This is a genomic window from Agrobacterium sp. NPDC089420 (genome assembly GCF_044900305.1).
Taxonomy (GTDB): Bacteria; Pseudomonadota; Alphaproteobacteria; order Rhizobiales; family Rhizobiaceae; genus Agrobacterium.
Map to the genome: position 1 here is coordinate 152,402 of NZ_JBJDMY010000009.1, position 24,415 is coordinate 176,816.

Genomic DNA, 24,415 nt, shown 5'->3' on the forward strand with positions numbered 1-24,415 from the left:
ATTTCAGCTGCCATATTGCTCGTCGGTAACATGCTCCAGCCAGTCCACCACCTTGCCGTCCTTGACCTCCTGAAGCGCGATATGGGTCATGGCGACATTGGGTGCCGCGCCGTGCCAGTGCCTTTCGCCGGGCGCGAACCACACGACGTCTCCGGGGCGGATGTCCTCCACCGGGCCACCCTCGCGCTGCACGCGGCCGAAGCCGGAGACGACGATCAGCGTCTGGCCGAGCGGGTGGGTGTGCCAGGCTGTGCGGGCGCCGGGCTCGAAGGTGACCTGGGCGCCCTGCACCCGTTCCGCATCAAAGGGGTTGAACAGAGGATCGAGGCGGACCGTGCCGGTGAACCAGGCTTCGGGGCCTTTCGTCGAGGCTCGGGTTCCTGCGCGCAATATTTCCATGGTCATTCTCCTGTCTGGTGTCGTGCCGCGATTGGACGCGGGAATTTGTGTGTTGTCCACCTGGGGCGTGAAAATCCGATCAGGCGACAGGCTCCGAAGCATTTTCCAAAGCCCGGCATTTTCCTGTTTCTCAAGGTTATCCCATTCTTTCGCGAGCATTTTTCGACACCGGAAACGGTCGTTCCATGCCCTTTCAATCGTCGTGACAAAAATTATTCTCAGGATTGACTCAGCAATGAAAACGGTTACATTCGCCGATGTAAACGGTTTCATCGTTGAAAACCGTGCTTGGAGGAGCAAATTTTCATGTTTAGACATTTGATGGCTGCCGCTGCGATGGTGCTGGCGGCCGGCACGTCCGTGCACGCGCAGGAGCATAGCTTCAAGATCGGTCTCTCCAATTCATTCGTCGGTAGCGAATGGCGCACGCAGATGATCGAAGAGGCTCAGGCTGCGGCGAAGGCATGGGGCGAAAAGGGCGTCAAGGTCGAGGTTGTTGTCCAGAGCGGCAATGTTGATGTGCAGGGTCAGATCGGCCATATCCGCAATTTCATGAACCAGGGCGTTGACGCGATCCTCATCAATCCCGGCAGTCCGACCGCTTTCGATCCGATCTTCGCGCAGGCAAAGGCGCGCAACATTCTCGTCATCGCCACCGATGCGGAAGTGTCCTCCAAGGACGCGATCTATGTCGGCATCGACCAGAAGGCCTGGGCGGCGCAGTCGGCGCAATGGCTTGCCGATGCGCTGAAGGGCAAGGGAAGCGTCATCGCCATCAATGGCATCGCCGGCAACCCGGCAAACGAAGCCCGCGTCGCCGGTTACCGCGAAGTGTTCAAGAAATATCCCGATATCAAGGTGCTGAATGAAGCCAATGCAAGCTGGGATCAGGCGCAGGGCCAGCAGGCCATGCAGAACCTGCTCGCCACCTATCCCGATATCAGCGGCGTCTGGGTGCAGGACGGCATGGCGGACGGTGCATGGCGCGCCATCGAGGCGGCCGGCAAGACCAAGGACATTGCCGCAACGGGTGAGATCCGCAAGGACTTCATGACCCGCTGGGAAAAGGAAAAGTTCAATTCCGGCGCTTCTGTCAACCCTCCGGGCGTCATGGCCAGCGCACTCAACGTCGCGGTCTTGAAGCTGCAGGGCAAGGAATTCAAGGACGGCGTCTTCGGCGGCACCTATGGCAACGCCATCTATATTCCGATCCCCTTCGTCAGCAACGACAACCTTGCCGACAATATCAAGGCCGCCGATGGCAAACCGGGCTACTGGTCCGTCACGGCAGCGGTGACGCCGGAGCAGGCCGGCGAGTTCTTCAAGTAAGGCCGGTCCCGGGCTGGCGGCGAACGCCGGCCCGAACCACAATTTCGAGTGCGGAGAGGGCCTTGGCCATCCGCCTGTGACAAGCATTATTCGGGGACATGCGATGGCGAACGCTTTGGAAGCGGCCGGCATAACGAAGAATTTTGGCGCCGTGCGCGCGCTTTCCGCTGGCAGGCTGACCGTCGGCCGCGGTGAAATTCATGCGCTGCTGGGCGCCAATGGCTGCGGCAAGAGCACGCTTTGCAAGATCGTTGCGGGCGCGGTCGCGCCGACCAGCGGTACTATCAGGTTCAATGGCGAAGATGTGCGCTTCAAAAGCCCGCGTGACGCCGAAAATGCCGGCATTGCCCTGTTTTATCAGGAGCTGAGCCTCATTCCGCAGCTTTCCGTCGCCGATAATATCTTTCTCGGCCGCGAACCGAAACGCGGCATCTTTGTTGACGGCAAAGCCCTGAAAGCCGAAGCGGCCAGGCTGATCGCGCTGTTTGACGGCGTGGCCGGCGAGGGGCTGGAGCCGGATGCGATCGTCGGCAATCTGCCGCCCGATCAGCGCCAGCTGGTCGAAATCCTCAAGGTCTTCGCCCAGAATGCCAGCCTGATGATCATGGACGAGGCGACTGCGGCGCTCGATGGCCGCCAGTCCCAGCGCTTTTTCGAGATACTCCGGGCCAAGAAGGCCGACGGTGTCTCCACCATCATGATTTCCCACCGTCTCGACGAGGTCTTTGCCGTCTGCGACCGCATCACCGTCATGCGCAACGGCGCGACCATTTCCGAACTCGATACGGCAGCCACCACCCGTGAAGCAGTCGTGCACGACATGGTCGGCGATGTCCGCGCCGCACCCGCCCGCCAGCAGGGACGCGCCGCCGCAGTCCCCAGCCTCAAGGTGACGGATGTTGCGGGTGATGGCGTTCGTGGCGTTACCCTGGAAGCCTATCCGGGCGAAATTGTCGGTCTGGCAGGCTTGCAGGGGCAGGGGCAATCGGCCTTGCTGAAGGGTCTCTTTGGTGCGATGCCCTTTGCGACAGGCCAAGTCCGGTTTGAGGGCCGTGAAATCACCATCGGCAAGCCTTCGCAGGCGGTTCACAACGGTTTTGCCTATGTCTCGGGTGACCGTGGGCGCGACGCCTCCCTTCAGGGCCGGTCGATCTTCGAAAATCTCGTTGCCGCGCTGATGGTGCGCGAAAAGATGCGGCTGGTTCGGCCCGCAACTTTGAAGCCGCGGGTGCAGAAGGTCGCGGATGACATGAAGACGAAGTTTGCCGGCATGGACATGCCGATCGGCACGCTTTCGGGCGGCAACCAGCAGAAGATCTTCATTTCCCGCTGGCTTGCGACATCGCCGAAACTGCTTCTGCTTGATGATCCGACCAAGGGTATCGATCTCGGCGCCAAGGCCGATCTTTTTGCGCTGATGCGGCAACAGGCCGACGCCGGCGCGACCATTCTTCTCTATTCCTCCGAAGATGCGGAAATCCTCGAATATGCCGACCGCATTCTCGTCTTCAATGGCGGACGCATCGCTGCGGAACTGACCGGAGCCGAGATGACGTCCGTCAACATGACCCGCGCCGCCTATGGAGACGCCGCATGAGTTCGTCCGGTTTTCTGCGCAGGCAACCCTGGATCATCACCCTCGTCGTTCTGGCCGTTCTCGTCGCCGTGAACACGTTTCTGCAGCCGTCCTTCGTCCAGCCCTCCGTGCTGCAATCGAACCTGACGACGTTTCTGCCGCTGATCCTGGTCGCCATCGGCCAGACCTATGTCATTCTGGCCGGAGATATCGATCTGTCGGTCGGCAGCATCGTGGCGCTCGCCAATGTCGTCACAGTCAGCGTCATCGCCGCGCTCGGCGGCACGCCGGGCGCTGTCTTCGCCGGCATGGCGGCGGGTGCGGCTGTCGGGCTGCTGTGTGGACTGGTCAATGGTCTCTTCATTTCCGGCCTGCGCTTCCAGCCCATCGTCACCACCTTCGCAACCGGCATCGTCTTTGCCGGGCTGGCGATCTGGGTACTGCCGCAGGCAGGTCTTCCGGTACCGGAAGCCTATTGGCAGACCTATTCCGGCAGCTTCATCGGCTTGCCCTTCGTGCTGTGGGTGCTGATTGGGGGCATCGCTTTCACGCTCATCGTGTCGCGCATTCCTTTCCACACCCATCTGCTTGCCGTGGGTGGCAATCGCACCGGAGCGTTCCAGACGGGCCTGCGCCTCTCCGGCATCCGCATCGGCGCCTACATGATCTCCGGCCTGTTCTCGGCGCTGGCGGCGCTGTGCCTGACCGGCGAAACCGCCTCGGGCGACCCGCTGCTCGGCGCAAGTCTGGCGTTGTCTTCCATCTCGGCGGTGGTTCTGGGCGGCACCGCACTTTCGGGCGGTTTCGGCAGCTCGACCGGGTCGATTGCCGGCGCGCTGGTGCTCGGCATGATCGGCAACGTGATTTTCTTTGCGGGCCTGCCCTTCGAGTACCAGACGCTGGTGCAGGGTTTGATCGTGCTGACGGCGCTGGCCGGCGGCGTTCTGGTGACGAGGCGTTGATATGACCAATCCCGGCTTGCAAATCAAAACCCTCCTTACCGATCCGCTCACCATCGCCATTGGCGCATCGGCCTTCCTGCTGCTGGTCGGCGAATTATTGTCGCCCGGCTTCGCGCAAGGCTCGCAGATCGTGCGGCTGCTGACGATTGCCGCCATTCTCGGCATCGTCGCGGCGGGCCAGAACCTCGTCATCCTCGGCGGCCGTGAAGGCATCGACCTTTCCGTCGGCGCGATGATCTCGCTCGGCGCGGTGCTCGCCGGCAACATGATGAACGGCCAGAATGCCGGCATTCCGCTTGCCATTCTCGTTGCGGGCGGCATCCCCTTCCTGATCGGCCTCATCAACGGCCTCGGCATCACCTTCGTGCGCATTCCGCCGCTGGTCATGACGCTCGGCATGACGGCCGTCATTCAGGGCGGGCTGGTCGTTTATTCGCAGGGCGTTCCGTCCGGTGCGGCGGCCCCGCTGCTGGCGGGTTTCATCAACCGTCCGCTTTTCTTCGGCATTCCGGGCGTCTTGTTCGTCTGGCTGGGCATCGCCGCGGTCATGCTCTTCGTCCTGCGCCGCACGGCCTTCGGTTTCGCCATCTATGCCATCGGCTCCAACGAGCGGGCGGCGACGCTCACCGGTTTGCCGGTCTCTTTGATCCGCACGCTGCTTTACGGCCTTTCCGGCCTGTTTGCCGGGCTCACCGGGGTGTGCGTCATCGGTTACACCGGCACCTCCTTCATCTCCGTCGGCGACCAATATGTGCTTCCGTCGATCATTGCGGTCGTCATCGGCGGCACCTCGCTTGCCGGCGGTGCGGGCGGATATGTCGGAACCATGGCCGGGGCAGTTGCGCTCACCATTCTGCAAAGCGTACTGATAACGCTCAACCTCGATGTATGGGCACGGCAGATCATATTCGGTGTCACGTTGCTAGCGCTGATGCTGCTTTATGGCCGCCAAAAGCAGTTGCGTGTGTGACAGATGAGCAAAGACCAAGGTTCGAATATCAGGGAAGTTGCAGCTCTCGCGGGCGTTTCCATCGCGACCGTATCGCGGGCGCTGCAGCAACCCGACAAGGTTCGCCCGGAAACCCGAAAGAAGGTTTTCGACGCGGTGCGGCAGGCGAACTTCGTTCCCAATGCGCAGGCGGCAAGCTTCCGCCGCCAATCCAACAACACCGTCATTCTTCTCGTTCGCGATATCGGCAACCCGTTTTATCTCGAAATCTACAAGGGTGTGGAGGAAGCGGCGGGCGAAGCGGGCTTCAAGGTGCTGATGGGCGACGCCCGCAACGACGAAAACCGCGTGGCGACCCATATCGACATGGTGCGGCAGAAACATGCCGACGGCCTGATCCTGATGACCGGCCAGTTCCCGTCCGAGCTTCTCGATCAGGGCGACGCGCTGCCGCCGATTGTCATCGCGTCGGAGATCATCGCCGGCATCGCGCTGCCGACGGTCAAGGTCGATAACCGCGCCGCATCCAAAGACGCTGTCCGCCACCTCATTGAGGCGGGGCACCGGAAAATCGTGCATCTCGCTGGTCCCTTTCCCGAAAGCCTGGCGCAGGAGCGTTTCGACGGTTATCGCGCGGCACTTGCCGAGGCCGGCATTTCTTACGCCGACGAACTGGTGGTGACGGGCGATTACAGCATCGAGGCCGGTCGTCAGGCAATTACAGGTCTTCTCGAAGATGGCATCGCCTTCACCGCGATCTTCGCATCGAGCGACCAGATGGCGATTGGCGCGATCAGCGAATTGCGGGCGCGGGGGCTTTCTGTTCCGGCCGACGTGTCCGTCATCGGCTTCGACGACATCATCTTCGCCAATGCGTTTGAACCGCCGCTGACGACGGTGCGCCAGCCCCGGCAGGAAATGGGCCGCAGGGCCATGGCGCTGATGGTGGACCGGCTGAACGGCAAACGCACGGCCGAGACCATCGTGCTGGATACGGAACTGGTGCAACGCGGCTCGGTCGCGCCCTGCCGCCCGCCGCATCGCTAGCGGCCAGACTGTGAATGCAAGGAGTGTAAGGACATGAAGACGATCAAAGGCCCGGCGATTTTCCTCGCGCAATTTGCCGGAGACGAGGCCCCTTTCGACACGCTCGACAATCTCGGCCAATGGGCGGCTTCGCTCGGTTACAAGGGCATTCAGGTGCCGACCGATCCCAAACTCTTCGATCTGGAAAAGGCCGCCGCCTCCAAGACCTATTGCGACGAGATCAAGGGTCGTCTGGCTGAAATCGGCATCGAGATCACCGAGCTTTCGACGCATATTCAGGGCCAGCTTGTTGCCGTTCACCCTGTCTATGACGAGATGTTCGACGGTTTCGCACCGGCCGAACTGCGCGGAAAACCGCAGGCGCGGCAGGAATGGGCGGTCAATCAGCTGAAATATGCGGCGAAGGCGTCGCAGCATCTCGGCCTCAAGAGCCATGCGACTTTCTCCGGCGCGCTTGCCTGGCCGTTCGTTTACCCATGGCCGCAGCGGCCGGCCGGCCTTGTCGACATGGCCTTTGCCGAACTTGGCAAGCGCTGGACGCCCATTCTCGATATCTTCGAGGAGAATGGCGTCGATCTCTGCTACGAGCTGCATCCGGGCGAAGACCTGCATGACGGCGTCACTTTCGAGCGTTTCCTTGACGCCACCGGTCATCATGCACGCGCCAACCTTCTCTACGATCCCTCGCATTTCGTGCTGCAGGCGATGGATTATCTCGATTTCATCGATATCTACCACGAGCGCATCCGTGCCTTTCACGTCAAGGATGCCGAGTTCAATCCGACCGGCCGTTCCGGCGTTTATGGCGGTTATCAGAGCTGGGTCGACCGGCCGGGACGTTTCCGCTCGCTGGGCGACGGGCATGTCGATTTCGGCGCGGTGTTTTCCAGGCTCACCCAATATGATTTCGACGGCTGGGCGGTGCTGGAGTGGGAATGCGCGCTGAAACACCCGGAAGACGGCGCGCGTGAGGGCGCGGGCTTCATTGAAAACCACATCATCCGCGTGACCGAGCGGGCTTTCGACGATTTCGCCAAAAGCGGCGTTGATGATGCCGCCAATCGCCGCCTTCTCGGACTTTGAAAGGAATAGCCATGTCCTCCGCTGCAAAAAAATTCGATAGCCACCGCATCCGTCTCGGCATGGTCGGCGGCGGTCAGGGCGCCTTTATCGGTGCGGTGCACCGCATCGCGGCCCGGCTGGATGACCGTTACGAGCTGGTGGCCGGTGCGCTTTCCTCCGATCCCGCGCGCGCGGCCGCTTCGGCAACCCTGCTCGGCATTGCGCCGGAGCGCTCCTATGCTTCGTTCGAGGAAATGGCGGCCGCTGAGGCCGGTCGGGAAGGCGGTATCGAGGCAGTCGCCATCGTCACCCCCAACCATCTGCATTTTACGCCTTCCAAGGCATTTCTCGACGCCGGCATCCACGTCATCTGCGACAAGCCTGTGACCGCGACGCTGGAGGAAGCGAAGGCGCTGGCCGAGATCGTCAGGGCATCCGACAGGCTGTTCATCCTGACGCATAACTACACCGGCTATGCCATGCTGCGGCAGATGCGCGAGATGATCGCTGATGGAGCCATCGGCAAGCTGCGGCATGTCCAAGCCGAATATGCGCAGGACTGGTTGACGGAAGCCGTTGAAAAGACGGGTGCAAAGGGTGCGGAATGGCGCACCGACCCCAGCCGCTCCGGCGCGGGCGGTGCAATCGGCGATATCGGCACCCATGCCTTCAACGCCGCTGCCTTCGTCACCGGCGAAATTCCGACAAGCCTTTATGCCGATCTGACGTCCTTCGTCCCGGGCCGGCAGCTGGATGACAGCGCCAATATTCTTTTGCGTTATGACAGCGGCGCCAAGGGCATGCTCTGGGCGAGCCAGATCGCCGTCGGCAATGAAAACGAGCTGTCGCTCAGGGTCTATGGCGATAAAGGCGGGCTGGAATGGCATCACCGTGTGCCGGACGAGTTGTGGTTCACGCCTTATGGCGAACCGAAGCGGCTCATCACCCGCAACGGTGCAGGCGCGGGTGCTGCCGCCAACCGCGTCAGCCGTGTGCCATCCGGGCACCCGGAAGGATATCTCGAGGGTTTTGCGACGATCTACCGCGAAGCCGCAGATGCAATCATCGCAAAGAGGGAGGGAAAGACAGCAGCCGGGGAGGTGATTTACCCCGGCATCGAGGACGGCCTTGCGGGTCTCGCATTCATCGATGCGGCCGTCCGGTCCAGCCGGACCTCGTCCTGGGTCGGGATCGACATCTAGCTCGCCCATATCGAGGACGGACGACGCAGGGCATTGGAGGCGGTGCCCCGGCATGACCCGGCCAGAGGGCCGGGAAAGGCGAGGGCATGCGTGTCGTCATATTGATCAAACGGAAAGGGAGTTACGCGTTTGAAAACGTTGAAGTCAAAATTCGCAGGCATGGCATTTGTCGTCGCATTGGCGGCCGGTTTTGCAAATCCGGTTTTTGCCGAGGACAGCAAGACGCTGCCGATCGCCGCGCAGATGTTCACGCTGCGCAATTCCGGAACGCTGGAGGAGCAGCTCGCGATCCTCAACCGCGCCGGCGTTTCGGCCGTGGAAACGGTGGACATGCAGAAGGTCAGCGCCAGCGAGCTGAACGCGCTCTTGGAAAAGCACAAGATCAAGGTCATTTCCTCGCATGTGCCGATCGACAAGCTGCGCGGCAACCTCGATGAGGTCATCACCGAGCAGAAGGCCGTCGGCAATCCTGTCGTGACCGTGCCGTTCCTTAAACCCGAAGACCGCCCGAAGGACGCCACCGGCTGGACCGCCTTCGGCAAGGAACTCGGCGGTTATGCCGACAAGCTATCGGCCGCAGGCCTCTCGATGGCCTATCACAACCACGACTTTGAAATGGTCAAGTTCGACGGCAAGACGGCGCTTGAGCTGCTGCTCGATGCCGCCGGTCCGAAGCTGCAGGCCGAAGTCGATGTCGCCTGGGTGGCGCGCAGCGGCAATGATCCGGCCGAATTCCTCGGCACCTTGAAGGGCAAGGTTTTTGCCATCCACGCCAAGGACAACGCACCTGCCGGCACGGCGGAAAACGAGCGCGGTTTTGCCACACTCGGCGCCGGCACGCTCGATTGGAAAACGATCCTGCCGGCGGCCAAACAGGCCGGCGTAAAATGGTTCATCCTTGAGCACGATCTTCCGCTCGATGCCGAAGCGGTGCTGACCAAGGGCAATGCGTTCCTCAATGAGCACCTGCCGACCATTCAGTAAACACTGCCAGTAAAACCAGAACCGCTCCCCGGCGGCCGGTTTCGCCGGGGCGCATGAGGTTCGACGGACGCATATGCATTTTCCGCCGCATCGCGACGGGAAGCGCCTTGTCTCGTCGTTTTTCCACGTCACTTCGGAGGAGTTATCATGGCAAACAATCATTATGATGCGATTGTTGTCGGCTCGGGCATCAGCGGCGGCTGGGCCGCAAAGGAACTCACGCAAAAGGGCCTGAAGGTCCTGATGCTGGAGCGCGGCCGCAATATCGAGCACGTCACCGACTATCAGAATGCCGACAAGGAAGCTTGGGATTACCCCCATCGCAACCGCGCCACGCAGGAGATGAAGGCGAAATATCCTGTCCTCAGCCGCGATTACCTGCTGGAAGAGGCAACGCTCGGCATGTGGGCGGATGAGCAGGAAACGCCCTATGTCGAGGAAAAGCGCTTCGACTGGTTCCGCGGTTATCATGTCGGTGGCCGCTCATTGCTATGGGGGCGCCAGACTTATCGCTGGTCGCAGACCGATTTCGAGGCCAATGCGAAAGACGGCATCGCTGTCGACTGGCCGATCCGCTATGAAGACGTCTCCCCCTGGTATGACTACGTGGAGCGTTTCGCCGGTATTTCCGGCAGCCGCGAGGGGCTGGACATTCTTCCCGACGGCGAATTCCTGCCGCCGATTCCGCTTAATTTCGTGGAACAGGATGTCGCCGGCCGGTTGAAGAAAGCCTTCAATGGTACGCGCCACCTCATCAATTCGCGCTGCGCCAACATTACCCAGGAACTCCCCGATCAGGACCGCACCCGCTGTCAATTCCGCAACAAGTGTCGGCTGGGCTGTCCCTTCGGCGGCTATTTCAGCACGCAGGCCTCGACCCTGCCTGCGGCAGTCGCCACCGGCAATCTCACCCTTCGGCCTTTCTCCATCGTCAAGGAAATCCTCTACGACAAGGACAAGAAGAAGGCGCGGGGCGTCGAGATCATCGATGCCGAGACGAACCTGACTTATGAATATACCGCCGACATTATCTTCCTGAACGCCTCGACGCTGAACTCGACCTGGGTGCTGATGAATTCGGCCACCGATGTCTGGGAAGGCGGGCTTGGCAGCAGCTCCGGCGAACTCGGCCACAACGTGATGGATCACCATTTCCGCATGGGCGCCACCGGCGAGGTGGAAGGTTTCGAGGACTTCTATTTCAAGGGCCGCCGTCCGGCCGGTTTCTACATTCCAAGGTTCCGCAATACCGGCGACGACAAGCGCAAATATCTGCGCGGTTTCGGCTATCAGGGCTCGGCCAGCCGTTCGCGCTGGGAGCGGGAGATCGCCGAACTCAATATCGGCGCCGATTACAAGGAAGCCCTGACCGAGCCCGGCGGCTGGACCATCGGCATGACTGCCTTCGGCGAAATGCTGCCCTATCATGACAACCGCGTGAAGCTGGACCATGAAAAGAAGGACAAATGGGGCCTGCCGGTGCTCTCCATGAATGTCGAGATGAAGCAGAACGAACTCGACATGCGCGAGGACATGGTCAATGACGCCGTCGAGATGTTCGAGGCGGTCGGTATCAAGAACGTCAAGCCGTCGCGGGGCAGTTACGCCCCCGGCATGGGCATTCACGAAATGGGAACGGCCCGCATGGGCCGCGACCCGAAAACCTCCGTCATCAACGGCAACAACCAGGTCTGGGATGCGCCGAACGTCTTCGTGACGGATGGCGCCTGCATGACCTCGGCCTCCTGCGTCAACCCGTCCTTGACCTACATGGCGCTGACGGCGCGTGCAGCCGATTTTGCCGTTTCCGAACGCAAGAAGGGGAACCTGTGATGAACAGACGCGAACTCTTGAAACTGATAGCCGTAGCCACGGGCCTTCCGCTGATCGGGGCGGATGTTCTCACGGCCGCGGAAAACGCTGCCAGGCCCGCCGGGGATGCGCATGTCTTCACGCCGGAGGAAATCCGGTTTCTGGACGAGGTGGCGGAGACCATCATTCCGCGCACCTCCACGCCGGGTGCGAAAGATGCTGAAGTGGGTGCATTCATGGCCGTCTATGCGACGGATTGTTACACCGACGAACAGCGGACGCTCTTTCTCTCGGCAATTTCCGACATCGAGAAGCGCAGCCAGGCCGAATACAAAAAGGGCTTTCTGGATCTGACGGCGGAGCAAAAGCAGGCGCTGCTTTCCGCGCTGGACAAGCAGGCCAGGGCGGAGCAGACGCCGGCAAAGCCGCATGCCTTCACGCTCGTCAAGCAGCTGACGCTGCTCGGCTTCTTCACCTCGAAGATCGGCGCGACGGAAGTGCTCGTCTACGACGAGATTCCCGGCGGTTTCGAAGATCGTGTGCCCTACAAGAAGGGCACGCCAGCCTGGGGCACGACCTGAAGAGAGAACTGTCGGCCCGTCCGCATTTGCGGGCGGGCCGTATCTGTGCGGCAAGACAAGGATGACATGATGCGCAATATATCGATCATCGCGGCGGCAATGCTGACCGCAAGCGCCATTCCCGCTCTCTCGGAGGGCGATGTCGCCAAGGGGGAGGCGGTCTTCAAGCGCTGTTCCGCCTGCCACGCCATAGGCGAGGGCGCGAAAAACAGGGTCGGCCCGCAACTTAACGGCATCATCGGCCGTGCGGCAGGCGGTGTGCCTGACTATACTTATTCGGCTGCGATGAAAAAAGCGGGTGAGGACGGTCTTGTCTGGACGCCGGAAGAATTGCGGGATTTCATGAGTACGCCAAAAAAGAAAATACCCGGAAACAAGATGGCGCTGGCCGGCATCAGCAAGCCGGAAGATCTGGACAATCTCATCGCCTATATCGAGAGCGCGGCTTCCAAGCCGGCTGAATGAAGGCGGGGATCGGCGTTTCCTACCGGTAAGGGCAGCCCCGAAAAGCGTCGGGACTGCCGATATTCAACCGTGGAACCGGGTCCGCTTCAACAGAGAGCGGTTCCATTCATGCCGTTACCTCAGCCGATCTGCGCGTTGTCATCGCGCTTGATGGCGATGAGGGCCGATCGTGGCAACTTGCCTTCGCCGTCCGGGAAGGGAGCGTCGGGGTGCTGGATGCCGACGAAGTGGGTGCGCTTGTCGCCGGACCAGGTCTGGCCGGTGACTTCGGAACCCTTCGGCGCGGTGAGGAAACGCTCGATACGGCCGGTGGCCGGATCTCCCGCCAGCATCTGGTTGTTGCCCTGGCCGGCGAAGGCGCCTTCATTGCTGTCCTCGCCGTCGGTCTGGATCCACAGGAGGCCGGTACTGTCGAACATCATGCCGTCGGGCGAGTTGAACATGTTGCCTTCGTTGATGTTCGAAGAGCCGGCATAGGTGTCTTTGTGAACCTTGGGGTTGCCGGCCATGCAGAACAGGTCCCACTTGAACTTGCCGTCCGCATGGTCGTCATTTTCCGGATACCAGCGCACGATCTGGCCGTATTCGTTCTTTTCACGCGGGTTGGCGGCATTGACCGCCATGGCGTCGCCGCCGGCATTGGCGCGCAGCTTGCCATCCTTGACTTCGCCACGGCGGCTGTTGTTGGTCAGCGCGCAATAGGCTTCGATGGCGACCGGGTTGATGGCGACCCATTCCGGGCGATCCATGGTCGTCGCGCCCACCTTGGAAGCGGCCTGACGGGTGAAGACGCAGATTTCGTCGATCTTCATGCCGGTCGTTTCCGGCGTCAGGGCCACCCATTCGCCGGCGCCGTCATCGGCGAACTTGGCGACGGAAAGCGTGCCTTCGTCGAGCAGCTTGGAGGTGTCGCCGCCCGGCACGTAAATGCCGTTGGAGACGAATTTATAGAGGAATTCGCCACGCTCGTCGTCGCCCATGTAAACGACGACGCGGCCGTCACGGGCAATCACCACGGCGGCGTTTTCGTGCTTGATGCGGCCGAGCGCGGTGCGCTTGACCGGCGTGGAGGAGGCGTCCGAAGGATCGATCTCGACCACGTAGCCGGCGCGGCGCGGTTCGTTCGGGTTCTTGGCGACGTCGAAACGCTCGTCGAACTTCTCGTAGGCGTAGCGCGTTTCGGCAACGATGCCGTAACGCTTGTAGTCGTCCGGCAGTTTGAAGGCGGCGTCGGTGGTGCCGAAATAGCCGTTGAAGTTTTCCTCGCAGGTGAGGTAGGTGCCCCAGGGCGTGCGGCCGGCGCCGCAATTGTTGAAGGTTCCGAGACAGTCGATACCTTTCGGATCGGCGGCGGTCTTGACGAGATCGGAGCCGGCGGCAGGGCCGGAAAGCTTCATCGGCGTGTTGTTGTGGATACGGCGGTTGAACGGGCTGTCGAGAACGATTTCCCAGCCCTCGTTGCCTTCGGCCACTTCCATGACGGTGACGCCCTGCATGTTCTGCAGGATCTTCACGTCGTCGGCCGTCTTCGGAACGCCCTTTTCGGTATGCGGCAGGTTGATTTCCGGGTTCACATATTCATGGTTGACGGCGATCAGCTGGTGGCTGCCGACCATGAACAGTTCCATGCCGTCGGTGTTTTCGCCGAAGACCTTGTCGGAATGTTCGACGCTGACGGCCTTGGCGTGGTCGAGATCGGGAATGTTGGAAAACAGCGGCTGGCCCCACTTGGCGACCGGCTTCCAGCTATACCCTTCCGGAACGTGGATGGTGTGGTCTGTCTTCGCCGCGACGGGCTTGAAGGGGAAACGGCCGGCTGCGGCTTCCTGCGCCTCGGCCGAGGTGCTGCTCATCAGGCTGCCGAGCGTGCCCATGGCGGCCGCGGCCGAACCGAAGGCAAGCACGCCGCCGAGAAAGCCGCGGCGGGAAATCGCGCTTTCGACCACGCGGTCGAAATCGGTTTCGGCCGGCGGCGGGTTTTGCAGCTCGTCCCATTCGTCCCAGGACAGCTTGCTCGTATCGATGTCGGTCATGTCGTGTCTCCACCGTTCAATGTTTGGAATCATTCCAGCAAGCTGCGTATCGCCCGAGTGTTTCACACGGATGACGGGAGGAGAGCCTTAAAATATGAGTATATCAGGACAGAATTTGCCCTTTTTCCCTCAATACGGGAGAAGGATGCGCGTGAGCAGGAAATCTTCAAAGCGGCAGACGCGGAGGGGAATTTCCGTTCCCCTGCGCCACCTGCCGCCGAGGTCCTCGGTCAGCCGCAACGAGGCCGAACCGTCTTCGCTGTAATCGGATAATTCCGCCGCCTCGAAAAAGAAGAAACGTCTCACGCTCGGATAAAGCGCCTTGAACAGGCTTTCCTTGGCCGAAAAGATCAGCCCGGTCATGAAGGGATCGATGGCGTTTCCAAGGCTGTGGCGTTCGCTTGCCGTCAGTGCCTGCGAGGCGATATCGCGGGCTTCCTCCTCGTTCAGAACTTTTTCGATATCGATGCCGATGCCGCAAAATTGCTGGTTCGAGCCGGCAAGGGCGATGGCCCGGTCGCGGCTGTGGGAAATCGCGCCGACCACGCCTGCGGGCCAGATCGGGGCGCGGTCCTCCCCCATGCCGGGAAAGGCGGTGCGGGCGGTGAGACGGCGGATGGCTTCAGCAGCGCATCGGCGTCCCGCGATGAATTCCGCCTTGCGTCTGGGCGTGGCGCGTAGAAGCTGCGGCGGCAAGGGAGGGACCTTGCCGCCGCAGCCTTCGTCGGCGCTGTAACGAAGGGTGACGCAATGGCAATCGCGCACGTCGTCCGGCCAGGGCCAGATGGCCACAGGTGGATCGTCGGAGACGGGTTCGTAGTGAAACGCCGGTGCAACTGCCATATCCGTCACTCTCATCAGGCGGCCGAAGTCATGCCGCAAGCGTGGCGCCGCCGTCGACCACGATCTGCTGCATCGTCACATGGCCGGCCTGGTCGGAGGCGAGAAACAGCACGGTGTCGGCAATATCGTCCGGCCTTGCGATCTTGCCGAGCGGAATGCCGAGCTTGAACTGCTCGGGCAGGCCGGCGACCAGCCGCTCCCTGCCGGCGGGATCGTTCAGCATGCCGGCCAGCATCGGCGTATCGGTGGAGCCGGGTGAGACCACGTTGCAGCGCACGCCGTGGGGCGCAAGTTCAAGCGCGGCGCAATGGCTGAAACTGACCAGCGCCGCCTTGGACGCGCAATAGGCCATCATGCCGATGCGCGGCACGACGGCGGCGTTGGAGGCGACATTGACGATGGCGCCGTGCCGCTGCCGCTTGAAGACGCCGCTCCACTGCCGCAACAGGTAGAACGGTCCTGCGGCATTGACATCCATGCAGGCTTTCCAGTCGTCCGGCGTCAGGCTTTCGCTGTCGCCGAGCCGCAATATGCCGGCGGCGTTGACCAGAATGTCGAGCCCGCCCCATTCGCTTTCGATTGCCTTGCACACCCGCTCCACCGCCGTCGCATCGGTAATGTCGAGGGCGATCTGGCGGAAGGGGGCGGTTGCCGTATCGGCCAGCAGGTCGAGGCCGATGACCTCGGCCCCTTCCTCGATGAAACGTTCGGCGATGCGGCGGCCGATGCCCTGGGCCGTTCCCGTCACCAGCACGCGCCGTCCGGTAAATCTCTGTTGCGTCATCGTTTCCGTCCGCTCAGGCTGCCAGCCGCTTTTCTTCGATCAGCGCCCACCAGGCGGAGAGCGTGGGCACACGTGCAAGCTCGTCGAAGCCGACGGTGACGCCGCGTTCCTTCAACTCGCCGGCAAGCTTCATTACCTGCAGGGAATCCAGCCCGTAGAAGATCAGGTTTTCATCGGGGTCGATGTCGCTTTCGTCCTCCACCATTTGCAGGACGCGGGCCTTCAGCCATTCGCGGGTGCCGGTGGCCTGTTCGCGGCCCGCAAGGCTTGCCGTGTCGATCACCACGCCGCAGCGCGTCGCCACATATTGCAGCGCCATGCGATGTTCGCCTTCCGAAAAATCGGCGACGGCATCCCCGACCATGAAGGGCTGGATATCCTTCATGAAGGCTTCCACCGCCGTCATCATGCAGCCGATATGGGCGTAGACGCCGCCAATGATGATCTGGTCGCGGCCCCAGCCCTTCATGCGGTCGGCAAGATCGGAGCGCTGGAAGGCGCTGTAGCGCCACTTGGTCAGCACCACGTCGTCAGGCGTCGGCGCAAGCTTGTCCACCACCTTCTGCAGTTCCGGGTCAACGACGGTGAGGCCCGGTCCCCACATGTCGTTCAGGAGCGCCCGGTCACCCGGCGGCTGGTCATGCGGCTGGGCGGTATAGATAACGGGGACGCCGTTCTCAACGGCCCATGCCTTCACCTTGGCGAGATTGTCGATGAGGGTTGTCATCAGCTTGCCGTCGGCCTCGTAGAACCGCAGGAAATAACGCTGCATGTCGTGGATGAGCAGCACGGCGCGCTTTGCGTCTGGCTGCCATTTTGTCTTGTTGGCCGGGAAGCTTGCGGCAACCGGCATCGGATAGTCGGAAATGGCGGGGATTGTCATGATGACCTCGGTGTTTGCTGCGCCGCATGGCGCGTAATCCTGGAGTTCGGGACGCTCCTTCAAGCGTCTCTTTCGATCTGGAGCCTATCTCAGGCGCTGATGGCGACGGGTGCCGTCAAAAGGTCGCGCAGCCGTTTCTTGTCGATCTTGCCGACGGCGGTGAGTGGCATGGCGTCGATGAAGCGCACGCGGTCCGGCAGCTTGTAATCCGCGACGCCGAGACCGGCGAGATGCTGACGGATTGCGGGCGCCTTGAGCGCCGGATTGCGGGAGACGACGAAGACGCAGCTTTTTTCGCCGAGCAGCTCGTCCTGCATCGCCACCAGCGCGGCATGCGTCACATCCGGATGCCGCAGGATCAGGTTTTCGACCTCTTCCGAGGCGACCTTTTCGCCGCCGCGGTTGATCTGGTCCTTCACCCGGCCGACGACGCGGAGATAACCTTCCGGCGTGCGCTGCACCACGTCGCCGGAATAATAGAACCCATCCTTGTCGAAGACCCGGGCGCTGTGTTCAGGCGCACGGTAATAACCCCGGAACGTATAGGGGCCGCGGGTGGCCAGCATGCCGGCTTCGCCCTCGGGCACGTCGTTGCCGTCCTCGTCGACGATGCGGATTTCGTCGTCGGGGCTGATCGGCCGTCCCTGCGTGGTGAAGACGATATGGTCCGGGTCCCCGGCGCGGGTATAGTTGACCAGGCCTTCCGCCATGCCGAACACCTGCTGCAGGCCGCAGCCCAGCACTTCCGGCACCTGGCGGGCCAGCGCTTCGGCAAAGCTTGCACCGCCGACCTGCAGGAGCTTGAGGGATTTCAGCCTTTCACGATGCGCAGGGGCCACCTGCAGCCACAGCGCCACCGCCGGCGGCACCAGCGGCACGATATCGACGCCGTGTTTTTCGATGAGGTCGAAGCAGGCGAGCGGCTCCGGGTTGGCGGCCATGACCACCGTTCCGCCGGCATGGAACACGCCAAGCGCGCCGGGTGAACTCATCGGGTAATTATGCGCCACCGGAATGGCGCAGAGAAAACGGGTTTCAGGCGAAAGTTCGCAAATCTCCGCGCTGGCCCGGGCGCTGTAATCATAGTCGTTATGCGTCCGGGGAATCAGTTTCGGCGTGCCGGTGCTGCCGCCGGAAAGCTGGAACAGGGCCACCTCGTCGGCTGCCGAGGGGGCGTAAGCCGGTGGATTTTCGGCCGGGACCGCCAGCTGCTGTTCCAGGCTGCGCTGCGGATCGGTTTCGCCGAGCAGCAGGGTCACGGCAAGCCCTGGAGAGGCCGCCTTCAGCGCGTCGACAAATGCGTCATCGGCGAAAAGCTCGTGGCTGCGCGAGGCAATCACCAGTTTCGGTGCGATCTGCTCGGCATAGGAGGTCATTTCCAGCCGGCGGTGGCTGAAAAGGGCGTTGACGGGTGCCGCGCCGATCTTGATGAGCGCGAAAAAGACGAGATAGAACTCGGCAATATTCGGCAATTGCACCAGCGCGGTATCGCCTTTGCCGATGCCGGCGGCGGCGAGATGGCCGGCAAGATTGGAAGACTGCCGGTCGAGATCGGCATAGGTGAAGCGGCGGTCGCCGCAGATCAGCGCCGTCGCATCCGGCCGGCGCGCCACCTGTTCGGCGAGAATGCCGCTCAGCGGCCTGTCGATCCAGTAGCCGCGCTCGCGGTATCGGCGCGCCAGATCGTCGGGCCAGCGTTCAAATTCGATTGTCATGGTTTATCCCCGGGGAAATTTAGGCTGCAAGACCGCAGGCGTTCAGCATGGTCTTGAGCTTGGTCTGCACCTCGGCCCATTCGGATTCGGGCTCCGAGGCCTCCACGATGCCGGCGCCCGCAAAGAGCCGCACGGTTTCCCGCTGCACGGTGCCGCAACGGATTGTCACCACCCATTCGCCATTCCCCTGCGCATCCGTCCAGCCGACCATGCCGGTGAACAGGCCGCGCTCGAAGGGTTCGACGAAACGAATCAGCCGGTGGGCGCGCTCGGTGGGAAAACCGCAGACAGCCGGCGTCGGATGCAGCAGGCAGGCAAGCTGCAGGGCATTGGTCTCAGGATCGGCGAGACGGCCCTCGATGCGGGTCGAAAGATGCCAGAGCGCGGCGGTGTTGATGAGCGATGGCTTTTCGGGAACGTCGAGTTCCGCGCAGCACGGCGACAGCAGCGAGCGGATGTCCTCGATCACCAGGCTGTGCTCGTAATGATCCTTTTCCGAGGCCGCAAGACGTTCGGCATTGGCCTTGTCCGCCGCCGGATCGACCATGCGTTTTGCCGATCCCGCCAGCGGGTTCGAGGTGATCTTTTCGCCCTGCTTGCGGATGAGCAGTTCCGGGCTGACGCCGATCAGGTCGCCGCCGTCCGGCAGCGGGATGCGGAACTGGTAACCGTCGCGGTTCTGCTTGGCGAGGCTCGCCAGCAATCTTTCGACATTGACCTCGGAGGCGAAGGTCAGTTCGCGCATCACGGAAAGCACCGCCTTGCGGACGTCGGAATGGCGGAAATTGACGATGGCATGTTCGACGGCGCGCTTGAAACCGGTTTCGTCCGGCAGGCTGTTCTGGCCGACAAGCACCGGCATGGCCGAATCAGTGGAAAGCGGAACGGCATCGCGCGCGCTCCACTCATAGTTGTTGGGTATATAAAGGCATGAGGGTTCGCTGACATCGAAGGGGATAGCGCCAATCGCGATCGGATTGTCCTGCCCGGCCCGGCGCGCCCGCTCGAAAGCGCCTTTAATCGCCTGCTGCAAAGGGCTTTCCGTGTCCTCGCCACCTCGGGCGGGAAGCGTTATCCTTTCGCGAATGCCTTCGGCCCGCAGCTGCCCGGAACCGGATGTAAACAAAAATTCTCTATTAAAATCAGTAATTTCGTCGGATTCGACGTCATTCGTCCTGAGTGCTCCCGTTTTCATGGGATGCCTCCTGTTCGAGTGGTTGACGATGGCTTATACTTGATTATGATAATCATGTTTTGTCAATCGGTGCAAATTCACATGCTAAATTTAACCCCGATGCAGGTGGCCTATTGGGTCGGACGCGAGGCGGATGGGATACTCGGAAAAGTTACGCCGCATCTTTATCTCGAATTCGAGGGACAGGCGTTTGAGGTGGAAAAACTGGCTGTTGCGGTTAAAAGGCTTGGCCGGCGTCACCCCATGTTGAGCCTCAGGATCGATGCTGAAGGGCAACAGTCCGTCGACCCTGAGGGCCGGCCGTTGCACCTTGATGTCGAGGATCTGACCGCACTCGATCCGGAAGCGCTTGCACATCGGCTTGAAGCTAAGCGGCGGGACTGGAGCCATCGGCGAACGAATCTGCACATTGCCTCGCCGGCGGCGATCTCGCTCAGCCTGTTGCCGCAGGGACGGAGCCGGCTGCATGTGGATACCGACATGCTGGCGATCGATCCCGCCAGCGTGCGGATCGTGATGGAGGACCTTGCCCGGTTTTACGAAGAGGGCGAAGGCAAGGACAATACCGCGCCTTCGGCCCGGCTGACGCCCTCCTTCTTCGACTGGGCGGCGCGTCTCGCCTCCGATCCGGACCTCAGGGCTCTGCGGGAAAGGGACCGGTCGTGGTGGCGGCAGCAGCTTGCGGATATTCCCGATGCGCCGCCGCTGCCGTTCCGGCCCGATGACGCCACGCCTGCGGTTCACACGGACCGTTTTGCGACGATGCTTTCGGCTGGCGAACGCGCCAGTCTCGAGCAGGTGGCGCGCGGCTGCTCCGTCACGCCGTCGGTGCTGCTGCTCGGCATTTTCGCCCTGGCGCTGTCGCAGGCGACGCAGGCGCAGAAGTTCCGGCTTTCCGTGCCGGCTTTCTGGCGCGCGCCGCTGGTGGAAGGGGTGGATGGTATTGTCGGCGAGTTTTCCAACGTGCTGGTGCTCGGCGTTGAAATCAGGCCGGAAGAGAGCCTCAAGACACTGATCGGCCGGCTGTTCGGCGAGATGAACGGACGTCTTGCCCACCAGTCCTATCCCGGCGTCAGCGTCATGCGCGACCTGTCGCGCCTGCGCGGCGGTTTGCAGACTTCCCCGGTGGTTTTCACCGCCGGCGTCGATCTGGCGGGCGGCGACCTGTTTTCAGAAAGGGTCGGGCGGGTCTTCGGCCCGATGATTCATACCGTCTCGCAGGGGCCGGGGGTTGCGCTGGATGCGCAGGTGGCGGCGATGGATGGCGGCCTGCTGATCAACTGGGATGTGCGGCTGGATGCGCTGCCGCACGATTGGCTGCGGGGCCTGTTCGACACCTATGTCACTCTCCTTCGCCGGCTCGCCGAAAACTGCGATCTCGTTTCCGCAAGCGTGGCGCAATTTGGCGCGCTGGAGCTGAGCCCGGCAATCGAGGTAAAAGGAAAACCGATGGAACGTCCTCTCTCCCCCCTGCAGCAGGCCTATCTGCTCGGGCGCGGCACCCACCTGCCGCTCAGCGGCGTGGCGATGCAGGAGTTTCGCGAATATCGCGGCAATATCGATCCGGCCCTGCTTCGCGCGCGCCTTGCCGCGATGGTGGCGCGGCATGACAGCCTGCGCACCCGCATCGACGAGCGGCGTCTGGTGCAGATGGTCTCCGACGAGACGACGCTGAACCTTGATAGTGTTGATCTTTCCTCCTTGTCTTCGGCCGAGGCGGAAGCGCGCATGGATGCCGTGCGGCGGGATTTTTCGCACGCCCATTTCGATCTCGCGGCCTCTCCCTGGCAGGTCACGGTCTTCCGCCTGCCGGATGTCGATCCGGCTGCGCACAAAGTGGCGGTCTTCCTGCGTTTCGATGCGCTCATCCTCGACGGGCGCGCCATTGCGAGCCTTGCCGCCGAACTCTTCGACGATGCCGCGCCGCCGCCGTCCGGTGTCGTGGCTGCGGCCGCGCAGCAGGACCTTGCCGAAGCGCGCACGCAAGATGCCGCCTATTGGGCCGAAAAGCTGAAGAATGCCGAGGTGCCGTCGCAGCTGCCGTGGAAAGCTCCGCTCGAAACCATCGCCGTGTCGCGCTACAGCCGCCGGAGCCTGACGGTGGAAAAGCAGCGCTTCGCCGTCTTTTCACGCATCGGTGCAAAAGAGCGGCTGTTCAAGAATTCGGCGCTGACGGCGGTCATCCTCGATGTGCTGTCGCGCTGGCTGAATGAAGGCGCTCTCGTCGTCGGCATTCCCGTCGCCCCGCAGGTGGAAGGCGCCTTCGCCAACCGCTCGAGCTTCATCGCCGTTCAGTGGAACGCGGCAGAGGGCGACTTTGCAAAGCGCGCGGCAGGCCTGCAGACCGACGTTCTGGAAGGGCTGAACCATCTTGCCTTTTCCGGTATCGATCTCAACCGCGTTCTTCTCAACGCCAATCAGGGCGGGCTTGCGCTGCCGGTGGTGATCACCAACGGCCTGTCCTGGCCGACGCTGTCATCCGAATCGACCATGCGCTGGACCAATGGTCTCACCCAGACACCGCAGGTGGCGCTCGATTTCCGTTTTTCGCAAAATCCGGCGGGTGATCTCGTTCTCGATATCGATTACGCCGAGCAGGCGATCGATGCGGCCATGGTGGCGGATATTCTCGCTGCCATCGAGCGCGCGATCACCGGGATCGCGGATAGCGGGTCTTTCGCTTTCGACGCCAATGATATTGTCGATCTGTCCCATTACCGGCTGAACGGCGATGAGATGAGCTTCGTCTGCCCGCCATTCCTGGAGCGGATCGCCGGCCATCTTTTCGAGGGCGACACATCCCGCACGGCCTTGATCAGCGGCAAACGGCATGTTTCCTATGGTGAACTGGGTGGACTGGTGGCGCGGGCGATGGCTGGCCTGAGGGCGCGGGGTGTCGGCCGGGGCGATGTCGTGGCCGTGTGCCTGCCGCGCAGCCCGGAACATACCGCCATCACGCTCGCCGCGGCACTGACGGGCGCCATCTGGGTGCCGATCGATGCCGGCTCGCCGGAAGACCGGCTGCATTACCTGCTGACCAATTGCCAGCCGTCGGTCATCGTCGCCCGCAATGTTCCGCAGGGCTTCGAGGCCGTCGATCCGGCGGCGCTTCTCGCCACGCCAACCACGGCGGGAACGCCTGTCGCCATGGCCGAGCTGGCGGCGCTGTCGCGCAGCGAAGAGCCGGCCTATTATCTCTACACGTCAGGCACCACCGGCAAGCCGAAATGTGTCGTGCTGTCCAACCGCGCCACGGCCAATGTCATCGGCAGCACGCTTGCGGAATGGGCGGTGACGGAAAAGGACGTGTTCATTTCCGTCACCCCGCTGCATCATGACATGTCGGTCTTCGATGTTTTCGGCGCGCTGGTCGCGGGTGCGACGCTGGTGCTGCCGGAACCGGGCGAGGAAAAGGATGCGGTCCGTTGGAATGAACTGGTGGCCGAACACGGCGTGACGCTCTGGTGCTCGGTGCCGGCCATTCTCGAAATGCTTCTGTCCTGCCGCCGGGGCGGCCAGCTCTCCTCGCTCCGGCTCGTCGCGCAGGGCGGCGATTACATCAAGCCGATGATCATCGAGGAGCTGCGCCGGCTGGAGCCCGGACTGCGGCTGATCTCGCTCGGCGGCCCGACGGAAACGACGATCTGGAGCATCTGGCACGAGATTGTCGCCGACGACATCGCGGCCATACCCTACGGCCATCCGTTGCCGGCCAATCGTTATTTCGTTCTCAACGACCGGGGCGATCATTGCCCGGCCGGTGTCGTCGGCCGTATCCATACGGTCGGCGTGAATGTGGCGATCGGTTATCTGGAGGACGGCACCATCACCCAGACTGATTTCGTCACGGTGGATGATCCCGAGGGAAGGCCGGTGCGCGCCTTCCGCACCGGCGACCGGGGCCGTTACCGGCCGGATGGCAAGATCATGTTCGCGAGCCGGGTCAATGGCTACGTCAAGGTGCGGGGCGTGCGCGTCTCCCTGCCGGATGTGGAAAACGAACTCATTCGCCACCCTGCCATCCAGCGGGTGCTGGTGGTGGATTACGGCGTCGAGCAGAAAGGCGAGGCCGCCATCGGCGTGCTCTACGTCACCGCACCCGGTCTTGAACTCTCCAGCGCCGATCTGCGTAATTTCTCCCGTAGCCACCTGCCGGAATCGCATGTACCCGGCCGGTTTCTCAAGGTCGACGATCTGCCGCTTTCGGCCAATGGCAAGCCGGATCGCCGCCGTGCCCGCGAGTTGCTGATGGCGACGGCCGGCGGCGCGGAACCGGTCAAGATCGCCGCGCCCGCGGCTGCCGCTGTCGATCAGGGCGATCGCCGGGTGCTGGATATCTATCTTGGCGTGTTGGGCAAGAAATCGGCGAATGTGGATGCGGGCAGCGACCTTCTGGCGCTTGGCCTCCTGCCGTCGCATCTGAAAACCGTGTCGGCGGAAATCCGCACCGCTTTTGGCGTGGAGCTCTCGCCGCAGCAGCTTCTGCGATGCCGCAACGCCAGACAGGTGACTTCGCTTCTGGCCGCCAAGGCGGCGTGATGCCAACCATGTCGGGCGGCGAACCAACCCGTCCGATAACAGGAATAATCCGAGG

General features: G+C 62.3%; 19 protein-coding genes. 12 read left to right on the forward strand and 7 right to left on the reverse strand.

Features of this window, described 5'->3' with window-relative positions; all coding sequences use genetic code 11:
- Window positions 1-3 precede the first annotated feature (3 nt).
- Window positions 4-399 (reverse strand): cupin domain-containing protein, encoded by a 396-nt coding sequence (locus tag ACI2KA_RS15840; protein ID WP_404503427.1) that lies wholly within the window; start codon window positions 397-399, stop codon window positions 4-6.
- Between the two features lie 306 nt (window positions 400-705).
- Here ACI2KA_RS15840 and ACI2KA_RS15845 point away from each other — a divergent pair, with 306 nt between their 5' ends.
- The 11 genes from ACI2KA_RS15845 (at window position 706) to ACI2KA_RS15895 (ending at window position 12,368) form a co-directional block, all read left to right on the forward strand.
- Window positions 706-1,728 carry a substrate-binding domain-containing protein gene (locus ACI2KA_RS15845; protein WP_404503428.1) on the forward strand — a complete coding sequence of 341 codons (1,023 nt, stop codon included), beginning with the start codon at window positions 706-708 and terminating at the stop codon, window positions 1,726-1,728.
- 103 nt (window positions 1,729-1,831) lie between these two features.
- Window positions 1,832-3,325 carry a sugar ABC transporter ATP-binding protein gene (locus ACI2KA_RS15850; RefSeq protein WP_404503429.1) on the forward strand — a complete coding sequence of 498 codons (1,494 nt, stop codon included), beginning with the start codon at window positions 1,832-1,834 and terminating at the stop codon, window positions 3,323-3,325.
- Entirely contained in the window at window positions 3,322-4,266 is a 945-nt protein-coding gene (locus ACI2KA_RS15855) for an ABC transporter permease (RefSeq protein ID WP_404503430.1), read from the forward strand. The genes ACI2KA_RS15850 and ACI2KA_RS15855 overlap by 4 nt, the downstream gene beginning before the upstream one ends.
- A 1-nt stretch (window position 4,267) precedes the next feature.
- The gene (locus ACI2KA_RS15860; RefSeq protein ID WP_404503431.1) at window positions 4,268-5,236 is read left to right on the forward strand and encodes an ABC transporter permease; all 969 of its coding nucleotides are present in this window, start codon (window positions 4,268-4,270) and stop codon (window positions 5,234-5,236) included.
- A 3-nt stretch (window positions 5,237-5,239) separates the two neighbouring features.
- Entirely contained in the window at window positions 5,240-6,262 is a 1,023-nt protein-coding gene (locus ACI2KA_RS15865) for a LacI family DNA-binding transcriptional regulator (RefSeq protein WP_404503432.1), read from the forward strand.
- 33 nt (window positions 6,263-6,295) lie between these two features.
- Window positions 6,296-7,345 carry a sugar phosphate isomerase/epimerase family protein gene (locus ACI2KA_RS15870; RefSeq protein ID WP_404503433.1) on the forward strand — a complete coding sequence of 350 codons (1,050 nt, stop codon included), beginning with the start codon at window positions 6,296-6,298 and terminating at the stop codon, window positions 7,343-7,345.
- An 11-nt stretch (window positions 7,346-7,356) separates the two neighbouring features.
- Window positions 7,357-8,526, forward strand: a complete 1,170-nt coding sequence (locus ACI2KA_RS15875) for a Gfo/Idh/MocA family protein (RefSeq protein ID WP_404503434.1) — start codon at window positions 7,357-7,359, stop codon at window positions 8,524-8,526.
- 129 nt (window positions 8,527-8,655) lie between these two features.
- Window positions 8,656-9,510, forward strand: a complete 855-nt coding sequence (locus tag ACI2KA_RS15880) for a sugar phosphate isomerase/epimerase family protein (protein WP_404503435.1) — start codon at window positions 8,656-8,658, stop codon at window positions 9,508-9,510.
- Window positions 9,511-9,657: 147 nt separating this feature from the next.
- Window positions 9,658-11,343, forward strand: coding sequence for a GMC oxidoreductase (locus tag ACI2KA_RS15885; protein WP_404503436.1), 1,686 nt, complete (start codon window positions 9,658-9,660; stop codon window positions 11,341-11,343).
- Window positions 11,343-11,903: a gluconate 2-dehydrogenase subunit 3 family protein gene (locus ACI2KA_RS15890; protein ID WP_404503437.1), complete on the forward strand. Its 561-nt coding sequence runs from the start codon at window positions 11,343-11,345 to the stop codon at window positions 11,901-11,903. Before ACI2KA_RS15885 ends, ACI2KA_RS15890 begins: the two co-directional genes overlap by 1 nt.
- 69 nt (window positions 11,904-11,972) lie before the next feature.
- Complete coding sequence (locus ACI2KA_RS15895) at window positions 11,973-12,368, forward strand: c-type cytochrome (RefSeq protein ID WP_404503438.1); 396 nt, start codon at window positions 11,973-11,975, stop codon at window positions 12,366-12,368.
- Window positions 12,369-12,487: 119 nt separating this feature from the next.
- Here the strand turns inward: ACI2KA_RS15895 and ACI2KA_RS15900 are convergent, their stop codons facing one another.
- The 6 genes from ACI2KA_RS15900 to ACI2KA_RS15925 all read right to left on the reverse strand — a co-directional run bounded on the left by ACI2KA_RS15900 (window position 12,488) and on the right by ACI2KA_RS15925 (window position 19,821).
- Window positions 12,488-14,401: a PhoX family protein gene (locus ACI2KA_RS15900; RefSeq protein WP_404503439.1), complete on the reverse strand. Its 1,914-nt coding sequence runs from the start codon at window positions 14,399-14,401 to the stop codon at window positions 12,488-12,490.
- Window positions 14,402-14,530: 129 nt separating this feature from the next.
- The gene (locus ACI2KA_RS15905) at window positions 14,531-15,244 is read right to left on the reverse strand and encodes a 4'-phosphopantetheinyl transferase (protein ID WP_404503440.1); all 714 of its coding nucleotides are present in this window, start codon (window positions 15,242-15,244) and stop codon (window positions 14,531-14,533) included.
- A gap of 28 nt (window positions 15,245-15,272) precedes the next feature.
- Window positions 15,273-16,028 (reverse strand): 2,3-dihydro-2,3-dihydroxybenzoate dehydrogenase, encoded by a 756-nt coding sequence (gene dhbA / locus ACI2KA_RS15910; protein WP_404503441.1) that lies wholly within the window; start codon window positions 16,026-16,028, stop codon window positions 15,273-15,275.
- A gap of 13 nt (window positions 16,029-16,041) precedes the next feature.
- On the reverse strand, window positions 16,042-16,911 hold the full coding sequence (locus tag ACI2KA_RS15915) for an isochorismatase family protein (RefSeq protein ID WP_404503442.1): 870 nt from the start codon (window positions 16,909-16,911) through the stop codon (window positions 16,042-16,044).
- Between the two features lie 89 nt (window positions 16,912-17,000).
- On the reverse strand, window positions 17,001-18,626 hold the full coding sequence (locus tag ACI2KA_RS15920) for a (2,3-dihydroxybenzoyl)adenylate synthase (RefSeq protein ID WP_404503443.1): 1,626 nt from the start codon (window positions 18,624-18,626) through the stop codon (window positions 17,001-17,003).
- Window positions 18,627-18,645: 19 nt separating this feature from the next.
- On the reverse strand, window positions 18,646-19,821 hold the full coding sequence (locus tag ACI2KA_RS15925; protein ID WP_404503444.1) for an isochorismate synthase MenF: 1,176 nt from the start codon (window positions 19,819-19,821) through the stop codon (window positions 18,646-18,648).
- Between the two features lie 81 nt (window positions 19,822-19,902).
- On the opposite strand from ACI2KA_RS15925, the gene ACI2KA_RS15930 reads away from it, so the two are divergent.
- Window positions 19,903-24,360 carry an amino acid adenylation domain-containing protein gene (locus ACI2KA_RS15930; RefSeq protein WP_404503445.1) on the forward strand — a complete coding sequence of 1,486 codons (4,458 nt, stop codon included), beginning with the start codon at window positions 19,903-19,905 and terminating at the stop codon, window positions 24,358-24,360.
- Window positions 24,361-24,415: the final 55 nt, after the last annotated feature.